This is a genomic window from Streptomyces sp. NPDC060000 (assembly GCF_042737375.1).
Taxonomy (GTDB): Bacteria; Actinomycetota; Actinomycetes; order Streptomycetales; family Streptomycetaceae; genus Streptomyces.
This window is the reverse complement of the sequence record NZ_JBHWUU010000005.1, coordinates 164191-173756: the sequence shown is the minus strand read 5'-3', so window position 1 is coordinate 173756 and position 9566 is coordinate 164191. Positions and strand designations below refer to the sequence as shown.

Genomic DNA, 9566 nt, shown 5'->3' with positions numbered 1-9566 from the left:
TGGTGGGCGGGTTATTTTTTTAATACGACACTGGGCGGGCACTATGGCTCGCCCGGCCCCCCCGCCGCCTTGGGTTACAGCGCGCGCTCCAGCTGATCCGCCACCAGCTTCACGAACCGTCCGGGTTCCTTCGGCCGGCCGCCCTCGGCGAGGACCGCCAGACCGTGCAGCAGTTCGGCGGTCTCGGCGAGCCCCGCACGGTCCCCACGGTCCTTGTAGGCCTGGTTCAGGCCCTTGACGAGCAGGTGATCGGGGTTGAGTTCGAGGATCCGCAGGGCGCGCGGCACCTCCTGCCCCATCGCGCGGTACATGTTCTCCAGCGCCGGGGTGAGGTCGTGCGCGTCGGAGACGATGCAGGCCGGCGACACGGTGAGGCGGGACGACAGCCGCACCTCCTTGACGTCCTCGGCCAGTTGCTCCTTCATCCAGCCGAGCAGACCGGCGTACTCCTCGCTCTGCTTCTCCCGTTCGCCGTCGCTCTTCTCGTCGTCCTCCCCGCCGAGGTCGACCTCGCCCTTGGCGACGGACCGCAGCGGCTTGCCCTCGAACTCGCCCACCGCGTCGACCCACACCTCGTCGACCGGGTCGGTGAGGAGCAGGACCTCGATACCCTTGGCCCGGAACGCCTCCATGTGCGGGGAGTTCTCGATGCTCTGCCGGGACTCGCCGGTCAGGTAGTAGACGGCGTCCTGCCCGTCCTTCATCCGCTCCACATAACTCTTCAGCGTGGTCGGCTCGTCCGCGTCGTGCGTGCTCGCGAACGAGGAGACGGCGAGGAGGGTGTCACGGTTGTCGGAGTCGGTCAGCAGCCCTTCCTTCAGGACGGCACCGAACTCCCGCCAGAAGGTGGCGTAGCGGTCGGGGGCCGCGGTCATCATGTCCTTGACCGTCGACACCACCTTCTTGGTGAGCCGGCGCTGCATCATCCGGATGTGCCGGTCCTGCTGGAGGATCTCGCGGGAGACGTTCAGCGAGAGGTCCGCCGCGTCGACCACGCCCTTGACGAAGCGCAGGTACGGCGGCAGCAGCGCCTCGCAGTCGTCCATGATGAAGACGCGCTTCACATACAGCTGCACACCGCGCTGGTAGTTCTGGTTGTACAGGTCGTGCGGGGCGTGCGAGGGGAGGAACAGCAGCGCCTGGTACTCGAAGGTGCCCTCCGCCTGGAGCCGGACGGTCTCCAGCGGTTCGCGCCAGTCGTGGCTGATGTGCTTGTAGAGCTCGTGGTACTCCTCGTCGGAGACCTCGTCGCGCGAGCGTGCCCACAGGGCCTTCATCGAGTTCAGCGTCTCGGGTTCGGGCGCGGCGCCGGTACCCTCGGTGGTGTCGGCGCTCTCCGCACCACCTGTGGCGCCCGCGCTGTCGCCCGGGGTCGCCTTGGGGACCAGCTTGATGGGCCAGGTGATGAAGTCCGAGTAGCGCTTGATGATCTCCCTGATCGTCCGGTCCGCGGTGTAGTCGTGCAGCTGGTCGTCCGCGTCGGCCGGCTTCAGGTGCAGCGTGACGGACGTGCCCTGCGGCGCGTCGTCCACCCTCGCCAGCGTGTACGTGCCCTCGCCTCGCGACGACCAGCGGGTGCCCTGGCTCTCGCCGGCCCGCCGGGTCAGCAGGGTCATCTCGTCGGCCACCATGAAGCCGGAGTAGAAGCCGACGCCGAACTGCCCGATGAGCCCCTCGGCCCCGGCCTCCTCCTGGGCCTCGCGCAGCTCCTGCGCGAACTTCGCCGTGCCGGAGTTGGCGATCGTGCCGATGAGCCGGCCGACCTCCTCGTACGACATCCCGATGCCGTTGTCCCGCACCGTCAGCGTGCGGGACTCGGCGTCGGTCTCGATCTCGATGTGCGGGTCGGAGACGTCGGCGTCGAGCGTGTCGTCCCGCAGCGCGGCGAGACGCAGCTTGTCCAGCGCGTCGGAGGCGTTGGAAACGAGTTCGCGGAGAAAGACGTCCTTGTTCGAGTAGACCGAGTGGATCATCAGCTGCAACAGCTGACGGGCCTCTACCTGGAACTCAAAGGTTTCGGTCGACATGATGGGCGTGTACCTCACAGGTTCTGGAGTCTCCTGGGCTGGCGAGAGCCACTGTAAAACACCAAGTCAGCTCGCGGTGCCCGCTGTTCTTGGTCGCCCTGTTCCGATTCGCCGGCGCACGCCGGCGGGCGGGGAGTCAGCATGGGATCTCTCCCACCTGCGCGAACCCCTCCGTCCGGCTCCACCGAAGCCGGGTCAGTCACTCGGTGGCCCCGTCGCCGGCGGCGCGGGGCCACCGAGTGATCGTGCCGTACCTGCGCGGTCACGGCACGACGACCTTCGTGTCGAGGGCGACGTTCCGCGACGCGCAGCGGTCGGCGGTGGCGCTCGACATCGTCGCGTCGCTGGACGCACTGCGGACCGACCAGGCGGTCCTGGCCGGATTCGACCGGGGTTCCCGGACGGCCGACATCATCGCCGCGTTGTGGCCGGAGCGCTGTCGGGCGCTCGTCTCGGTGACCGGCTATCCGATCACCAACCGTGAGCGCCGGCGGCGGGCGGGTGGGCCTGGTGGTCCCGGTACCACTTCGCCACCGAACGGGGCCGGCAGGGAGCGGTGACGCCGGCCGATGTCAGGGCCTGACGCCGGCCTTCGGCGCGAGGTCTCGCCGAGCGCCGGGTCCCGGTCGAGGCGGGAATCGCTCCGTGGTGCACAGTTTCGTGCCCGAGCGCCGGCAGGTGTGCGGTGGCGGCCCGGGCGGCCCAGCGGTCGTCGGCCCATACCGCGGGACGGACGGGTGCCCGGCCCGGGGCCGGCGCTTCCACCACCGCCGCGCAGGGCACGTGTGCCGGACGCGGTCCAGGGCGGCCGAGCCGAGGCCGTCGAAGCCGATGACCACCAGGCGGCCGCCACCGCGCAGCGCCGGAGCACGCGCAGGCACGGCCAGAGGGTTCAGAGGGTGAGCAGCACCTTGGTGGCACGGCGCTCGTCCATCGCCTTGTAGCCCTCGGGGGCCTGCTCCAGGGGCAGGGTGAGGTCGAAGACCTTGCCGGGGTCGATCTTGCGGTCCCAGATGAGCTGGATCAGCTCGGGCAGGAAGCGGCGTACCGGGGCCGGGCCGCCGAGGGTGTGGATGCCGGCGAAGAACAGCTCGATACCGGGGATGGTCACGTCGTAGTTGACGCCCACGTAGCCGAGATGTCCGCCTCCGCGGGTGGCGCCGACGGCCTGCATGAACGATTCCTGCGTGCCGACCGCCTCGACGACCGAGTGCGCGCCCAGCCCGTTCGTGAGTTCCTTGATCTTCGCGATGCCCTCCTCGCCGCGCTCTTCGACGATGTCGGTGGCGCCGTAGTAGCGGGCCAGCTTCTGCCGCTCGGGGTGGCGGGACATGGCGATGACGCGTTCCGCACCGAGCTGCCTGGCGGCGAGGACGGCCATGAGGCCGACCGCGCCGTCGCCGACGACCGCGACGGTCTTACCGGGTCCGGCCTCGGCGGCGACGGCGGCGTACCAGCCGGTGCCGAGCACGTCGGAGGCGGCCAGCAGTGCGGGGATCAGCTCGGGGTCGGGCTGTCCCGGGGTGGCGACGAGGGTGCCGTCGGCGTGCGGGATGCGGGCCTTCTCGGCCTGGGTGCCGATCCCTGCGTGGACGAACTCGGCGTGCACGCACTTGGACTGAAACCCGGCCTGGCAGATCTCGCAGGTGTTGTCCGAGATGACGAACGATCCGACCACGAAGTCCCCGGGCTTGACAGTCTTCACATCCGAGCCGACTTCCTCGACCACGCCCACGTACTCATGGCCCATGAGCGTGTGGTCGGCGGGCTCGATGCCGCGATACGGCCACAGGTCGGAGCCGCAGATACAGGTCGCGGTCAGCTTCACGATCGCGTCGGTGGGCTCGACGATCTTCGGATCCTCGCGCTCCTCCACCCGGACGTCGCCGGCCGTGTACATCACTACTCCACGCATGCCTGTGTCTCCTTGCTTGTTGCTTCTTACTGCTTGTCGGGTGCCGGACTTCGAGGGTGGTCAGGCCAGGTTCTTGGTAAAGAACTCGTCCAGCTTGGCGAAGGGGATCTTGTCGGTCCGGTCGTAGAGGTCGACGTGGCCCGCGTCCGGGACGACGTGGAATTCCTTCGGTGAGGGCCACGAAGCCGCGCTTGGCGAGGTTCTGGGCGTAGACGCCCCGCTCCTGCTCCTTGGCGCCGCCCTACGGGGCACCGATGACGATCGCGGGGTGCTGCTGGGAGGCGTCGAAGTCCTCGGGCCGGTAGAGATCCGCCGAGAGCGTGATCCCGTACCGGTTCTTGTACGACACCGGGGTGCGGGTGACGTTCTCGTCCGAGTCGAAGATGTAGTTGTCCAGAGCCATTGCCTTGTCCTGTTCCTGGGGGACCGGCCGCATCGAAAGGGCCGGGCGGCGGAGTGCCACGCCACCCAGAGAACAGGCATTTCGTGTGGGTAGCGAGGCACTGGTGAGGGGTGTACTGGCAGTACATCCGTCGCGGGCGGCAGCCTCAGTCGACGGCGAGGCAAGCCCTGCCGGTCTTCCCGCTGCCTGAGCGGCCCGTCCAGCCTGGGTCCGGGCGCTTCCTCGGTCCGGGCTCAGATGCAGTGGGCGCACGAGGTGCTCGAAACCGCGCCCACCTGGACTGGATGGCCTCGCTCCTCGACCGGCATCCCCGTCTCGTCCTGGAGAACTGCGGGTCGGGCGGCCTGCGCATGGACTACGCGCAGCTGGCCGTGGCGCAGCTGCAGTCCACCAGCGACCAGCAGGACCCATTCCGCTACCCCCCGATCGCCGCCGCGGCCGCCACCGCCGCGACACCCGAGCAGGCCGCCGTCTGGGCCTACCCCAGCCGAACCACAGCCTCGACGAAATCGCCTCACCCTCACCGGCACTCCTCGGCCGCAGACACCTCTCCGGCTTCCTCAGCCTCATGAGTGACGAGCAGTTCGACCTCGTACGCTCCGCGGTCCGCGTCTACAAGGAGATCCGGCCGGAGATCGCCTCGGCGCACCCCTTCTGGCCCCTCGGCCTGCCGACATGGGAGGACGCCTGGATCGCGCACGGTCTGCGCGGTCGGCGGTCCACGTTCCTGACGGTGTGGCGCGGGGGCGGGGGCGTGGAAAGCCGCACGGTCTTCGTGCCCCGTCTACGGGGCGTTCCCCTCGTACCGGAGGTCCTCCACACCGGCCCGTCCGGCGCCACCGCGCAGTGGGACGCGGCGGAAGGAACCCTCACCGTCCGCCTGCCCCGCCCCGACACCGCCGTTCTGCTCCGGCTGGGAGTCGCCCACTGAGGCCGGGCGCGCGGGAGGAGAGGGGGGTGCCGCGGCGGTTCCTCCATCCTGCCCGGAGGGAATTGTCCAGCCTCCGATCGCGGACGTGGGCCGGTCCGGCTGGACGAAGGTCGGGGCGTCGGGGCCCGCGCCTGCCTTCTTGCCCACATCGCCGAGCGCCGGATGCGGGCGATCTCCTCGTCGTCGGCGCCAAAGCGCAGCGCCGCGCGAAGGCCGGGCTCCTCGCGGGCGAACAGGCAGGTGCGCATCCGGCCGTCGGCCGTCAGGCGGCTGCGGTCGCGGGCCGCGCAGAACGGGCGGGTGACGGAGACGGGCGACATCCGGCTGAACACCACTGTTCCTCCCCTGGACCGCGCTCCATCCGGCACACTCCCCCACATGGAGACTGCCGAGTACATCAGCGTGCTGGACCAGGAGGGCCGGTCGCTGGCCGCCGCGGCGGCGGAAGCGGGCCCCGACGCGAAAGTGCCGACCTGCCCGGAGTGGCAGGTCAGGGACCTGCTGCGGCACACGGGCGCGGTGCACCGCTGGGCGACGTCGTTCGTGGCCGAGGGCAATCCCTCGCCCAGCCCCTTCGTCGACCCGCCGGACCTCGACGGCGACGCGCTGCTTGACGGGTTCCGCGAGGGGCACCTGCGGCTCGTGGGCACCCTGTCCGCAGCCTCGCCCGATGTCGAGTGCTGGCAGTTCATGCCCGCGCCGTCACCGCTGGCCTTCTGGGCGAGGCGGCAGGCGCACGAGACGGCCGTGCACCGCGTGGACGCGGAATCGGCCCGCGGCCGCACACCCGAGGAGATCGCCCGCGAACTCGGCATCGGCTTCGCGGCGGACGGCATCGACGAACTGTTGCGCGGATTCCACGCACGCGCCAGGAGCAGGGTGCGCACCGAGGCGCCCCGGGTCCTGCGGGTGCGGGCGACGGACACGCCCGACGGCGTGTGGACCGTACGGCTGTCGCCCGAGCCGCCGGTGACGGAGCGGAACGCCGAGGGGGACGCCGAGGGGGACGCCGACTGCGAGGTGTCCGGCCCTGCGGCGCTGCTCTACCTGTCGTTGTGGAACCGGTCGCCGTTCCCCGCCGTGACCGGGGACGCCACGCTGGCGACGCTGTGGCGGGAGAAGTCCGCCGTGGGCTGACAGACCGCCCGAGTCGTTCCACCGGCGCCGCACACGTCAGCCCTCAGACGCCGCCCGAGCCGGCGCGCAGGCGCCACCCGAGCCAGTCCGCAGGCGCTGCGCGAGTCAGTCCGCCGACACCGCCCGGGTCAGTCCGCCAGCATCCGGCTCAACACCGCGCGCTGCACCGGCCGTACGTCGCCGTGCAGCGCGCGCCCCTTCCCGGTGAGCGCGACCCGAACACCCCTGCGGTCCTCGGCGCACATGCCCCGCTCGACGAGACCGTCCTTCTCCAGGCGGGCGACGAGCCGCGACAACGCACTCTGGCTGAGGTGGACCCGCTCGGCGATCTCCTGGACGCGGTAGCTGCACGAGCCGTCCGGCGCCGCCGACTCCGCGAGGACGTCGAGCACCTCGAAGTCGCTGCCGCACAAGCCATGTTGGTGCAGAGCCCGGTCGAGTTCGCACTGGGTCCTCGCGTGCAGGGCAAGCATGTCCCGCCACTGCTCAACGAGCGCCTGCTCGGCCCCCGTCCCGCCTTTCTTCGCCGCCGCCATGGGGCGCACCGTAGCAGAGAACGCAGTTGATTGCATCGGAAATAAATGCGCTTGCATTCAATGTGTGTGCATGTAGTGTCTGCGGCATGACCTCTCCGCTCCCCTCCCCCGCGTCCCCTCTCCCCGAGGGCCGCTGGACCGCCCGGCTGTGGGGCACCCTGCTGGTGCTGTGCGCCGCGATGTTCCTGGACGCGCTGGACGTGTCGATGGTCGGCGTCGCCCTGCCGTCCATCGGCTCCGACCTCGACCTCTCCACCTCGACCCTGCAATGGATCGTCAGCGGCTACATCCTGGGCTACGGCGGGCTGCTCCTCCTCGGCGGCCGCACGGCGGACCTGCTCGGCCGCCGCCAGGTGTTCCTGGTAGCTCTCGGTGTCTTCGCGCTGGCCTCGCTGCTCGGCGGGCTGGTCGACTCGGGTCCGCTGCTGATCGCGAGCCGGTTCATCAAGGGCCTGAGCGCGGCCTTCACGGCCCCGGCCGGCCTGTCCATCATCACCACGACGTTCCCGGAGGGCCCGCTGCGCAACCGTGCCCTCTCCATCTACACCACCTGCGCCGCCACCGGCTTCTCGATGGGCCTGGTCCTCTCCGGCCTGCTCACCGAGGCGAGTTGGCGCCTCACCATGCTGCTGCCCGCGCCGATCGCGCTGATCGCGCTGGCGGTCGGCCTGAAGCTGCTGCCGCGCAGCGAACGCGAGAAGGACCACAACGGCTACGACGTGCCCGGCGCCGTCCTGGGAACCGCGTCGATGCTGCTGCTGGTCTTCACCGTGGTCCAGGCGCCGGAGTCGGGCTGGACGTCCGCACGCACGCTGCTGTCGTTCCTCGCCGTCGCCGTCATGCTGACCGTCTTCGTCCGCGTCGAGCGCCGCTCGGCCGGCCCGCTGATCCGGCTCGGCGTCCTGCGCTCCGGCAGCCAGATCCGCGCCCAGGTCGGCGCGATGGCCTTCTTCGGTTCGTACGTCGGCTTCCAGTTCCTGGCCACCCTGTACATGCAGACGCTGCTCGGCTGGTCGGCGCTGCACACGGCACTCGCGTTCCTGCCGGCCGGCGCGCTGGTGGCCGTGTCCTCGACCAAGATGGGCTCGATCGTCGACCGGTTCGGCACGCCGCGGCTGATCGCGGCCGGCTTCGCCTTCATGGTCGCCGGATACGCGCTGTTCCTGCGCGTCGATCTCGACCCGGTGTACGCGGCGGTCATCCTGCCCACCATGCTGCTGATCGGCGCGGCCTGCGCACTGGTCTTCCCCTCGCTCAACATCCAGGCCACCAACGGCGTGGCCGACCATGAGCAGGGCATGGTCTCGGGACTGCTCAACACCTCGGTGCAGGTGGGTGGCGCGATCTTCCTGGCGGTGGTGACGGCGGTGGTGACCGCGGGCGCCCCGGCCGACCCCACCCCGCAGGCCGTCCTCGACAGCTACCGGCCCGGGCTGGTCGTGGTGACGCTCGTCGCCGCCGCGGGCCTGCTCATCACCCTCCCCGGACTGCGCACCCGGCGCACCCAGGGCTCCGTCGTGATCGCCCGGTCCACCGTGCCGGAGGCGGACGTGGAGCCCGTGGGAGCACGCGACTAGGACAGGAACCGGATCCGTCCGGCCGGTTTCCGGTTCCGGTTCCGGATCCGGAGGGAAACCTGTCTCCGAGGATGCGCCCGGCGGGGCCGATTGCCCCGCCGGGCGCACACCTGTGACACTCGCCGTATGAGCGGGTACGGGGGCCGACGCACGCAGGCCGAGCGGGACATGATCACCGTCGAGATCGGATACGCGCTGCTCAGTGCGGCGTTCGCGGCGGCGGTGCTCTTCGGGGCGGTCGCCGGACCGGCGCTGCTGTTCGAACTGCCGGCTGTGGCCGAGAAGTTGCTGCTGCGGGCGGGCCTGGCGCTCGCCCCCGCGGTGTTCGCGGTCCGGGTGGTCTCCGTGCTCGTCCGTCTCCGGACCGCCTCTCAGCCCAGCCAGCCCGGCCGGACCAGCCCCGACTCATAGGCCAGGACGACCAGTTGGGCCCGGTCACGGGCGCCCAGCTTCACCATCGTGCGGCTCACGTGGGTCTTGGCGGTGAGCGGGCTGACCACCAGCCTGCGGGCGATCTCCTCGTTGGACAGGCCGATCCCGACGAGTGCCATCACCTCCCGCTCCCGATCGGTGAGCCGGGTCAGCGCGTCGGCCGCCGCGGGCTCCTTGGAGCGGGCGGCGAACTCGGCGATGAGCCGGCGAGTGACTCCCGGCGAGAGAAGCGCGTCCCCGGCCACCACCGCCCGTACGGCACGCAGGAGTTCCTCCGGTTCGGTGTCCTTCACCAGGAAGCCGGAAGCGCCCGAGCGGATCGCCTCGAAGACGTACTCGTCGAGTTCGAAGGTGGTGAGCATGATGACCTTGACCCGGGAGAGCGCCTCGTCGTCGGTGACCCGCCGGGTGGCGGCCAGGCCGTCGAGGAGGGGCATCCGGATGTCCATCAGGACGACGTCGGGCCGCAGTTCACGCACCGCGCGCACCGCTTCCTCCCCGTCGGCGGCCTCGGCCGCCACCTCGATGTCCGGCTGCGCGTCCAGCAGCGCCCGGAATCCCGCCCGCACCAACGACTGGTCGTCGGCGAGCAGTACACGGATCACCGG

Annotated in this window: 11 protein-coding genes and 1 pseudogene; 6 read left to right on the top strand and 6 right to left on the bottom strand. The window is 70.6% G+C overall.

The window, feature by feature from the left end; all coding sequences use genetic code 11:
* Window positions 1-74: 74 nt before the first annotated feature.
* Window positions 75-2027, bottom strand: coding sequence for a molecular chaperone HtpG (gene htpG, locus ACFWBB_RS05195; protein ID WP_385267137.1), 1953 nt, complete (start codon window positions 2025-2027; stop codon window positions 75-77).
* A gap of 245 nt (window positions 2028-2272) precedes the next feature.
* On the opposite strand from htpG, the gene ACFWBB_RS05190 reads away from it, so the two are divergent.
* Window positions 2273-2587 (top strand): alpha/beta fold hydrolase, encoded by a 315-nt coding sequence (locus ACFWBB_RS05190; RefSeq protein WP_385267135.1) that lies wholly within the window; start codon window positions 2273-2275, stop codon window positions 2585-2587.
* A 332-nt stretch (window positions 2588-2919) separates the two neighbouring features.
* Here the strand turns inward: ACFWBB_RS05190 and ACFWBB_RS05185 are convergent, their stop codons facing one another.
* Both ACFWBB_RS05185 and ACFWBB_RS05180 read right to left on the bottom strand, forming a co-directional pair.
* Window positions 2920-3942, bottom strand: coding sequence for a zinc-dependent alcohol dehydrogenase family protein (locus tag ACFWBB_RS05185; RefSeq protein ID WP_385267133.1), 1023 nt, complete (start codon window positions 3940-3942; stop codon window positions 2920-2922).
* A 241-nt stretch (window positions 3943-4183) separates the two neighbouring features.
* Window positions 4184-4345 (bottom strand): hypothetical protein, encoded by a 162-nt coding sequence (locus ACFWBB_RS05180; RefSeq protein ID WP_385267130.1) that lies wholly within the window; start codon window positions 4343-4345, stop codon window positions 4184-4186.
* Window positions 4346-4629: 284 nt separating this feature from the next.
* On the opposite strand from ACFWBB_RS05180, the gene ACFWBB_RS05175 reads away from it, so the two are divergent.
* Together ACFWBB_RS05175 and ACFWBB_RS05170 are read left to right on the top strand one after the other, a co-directional pair.
* A complete protein-coding gene (locus ACFWBB_RS05175) occupies window positions 4630-4917 on the top strand; it encodes a hypothetical protein (protein WP_385267127.1) in 288 nt (95 codons plus the stop codon).
* Window positions 4914-5276 carry a hypothetical protein gene (locus tag ACFWBB_RS05170; protein ID WP_385267164.1) on the top strand — a complete coding sequence of 121 codons (363 nt, stop codon included), beginning with the start codon at window positions 4914-4916 and terminating at the stop codon, window positions 5274-5276. The genes ACFWBB_RS05175 and ACFWBB_RS05170 overlap by 4 nt, the downstream gene beginning before the upstream one ends.
* 69 nt (window positions 5277-5345) lie before the next feature.
* Here ACFWBB_RS05170 and ACFWBB_RS05165 read toward each other — a convergent pair.
* Window positions 5346-5587 (bottom strand): annotated as a pseudogene (locus tag ACFWBB_RS05165) (GTP 3',8-cyclase MoaA); the annotation flags it as partial.
* A 67-nt stretch (window positions 5588-5654) separates the two neighbouring features.
* Between ACFWBB_RS05165 and ACFWBB_RS05160 the strand changes: the two are divergent.
* On the top strand, window positions 5655-6413 hold the full coding sequence (locus ACFWBB_RS05160; RefSeq protein WP_385267124.1) for a maleylpyruvate isomerase family mycothiol-dependent enzyme: 759 nt from the start codon (window positions 5655-5657) through the stop codon (window positions 6411-6413).
* Window positions 6414-6541: 128 nt separating this feature from the next.
* On the opposite strand, the gene ACFWBB_RS05155 is transcribed toward ACFWBB_RS05160, so the two are convergent.
* Window positions 6542-6949, bottom strand: coding sequence for a MarR family winged helix-turn-helix transcriptional regulator (locus ACFWBB_RS05155; protein WP_385267121.1), 408 nt, complete (start codon window positions 6947-6949; stop codon window positions 6542-6544).
* Between the two features lie 86 nt (window positions 6950-7035).
* Between ACFWBB_RS05155 and ACFWBB_RS05150 the strand changes: the two genes are divergently transcribed.
* Both ACFWBB_RS05150 and ACFWBB_RS05145 read left to right on the top strand, forming a co-directional pair.
* Window positions 7036-8526, top strand: a complete 1491-nt coding sequence (locus tag ACFWBB_RS05150) for an MFS transporter (protein ID WP_385267119.1) — start codon at window positions 7036-7038, stop codon at window positions 8524-8526.
* Window positions 8527-8652: 126 nt separating this feature from the next.
* The gene (locus ACFWBB_RS05145) at window positions 8653-8937 is read left to right on the top strand and encodes a DUF6332 family protein (protein WP_385267117.1); all 285 of its coding nucleotides are present in this window, start codon (window positions 8653-8655) and stop codon (window positions 8935-8937) included.
* Here ACFWBB_RS05145 and ACFWBB_RS05140 read toward each other — a convergent pair.
* Window positions 8898-9563 (bottom strand): response regulator, encoded by a 666-nt coding sequence (locus ACFWBB_RS05140; protein WP_385267161.1) that lies wholly within the window; start codon window positions 9561-9563, stop codon window positions 8898-8900. The genes ACFWBB_RS05145 and ACFWBB_RS05140 overlap by 40 nt on opposite strands.
* Between the last annotated feature and the right edge of the window lie 3 nt (window positions 9564-9566).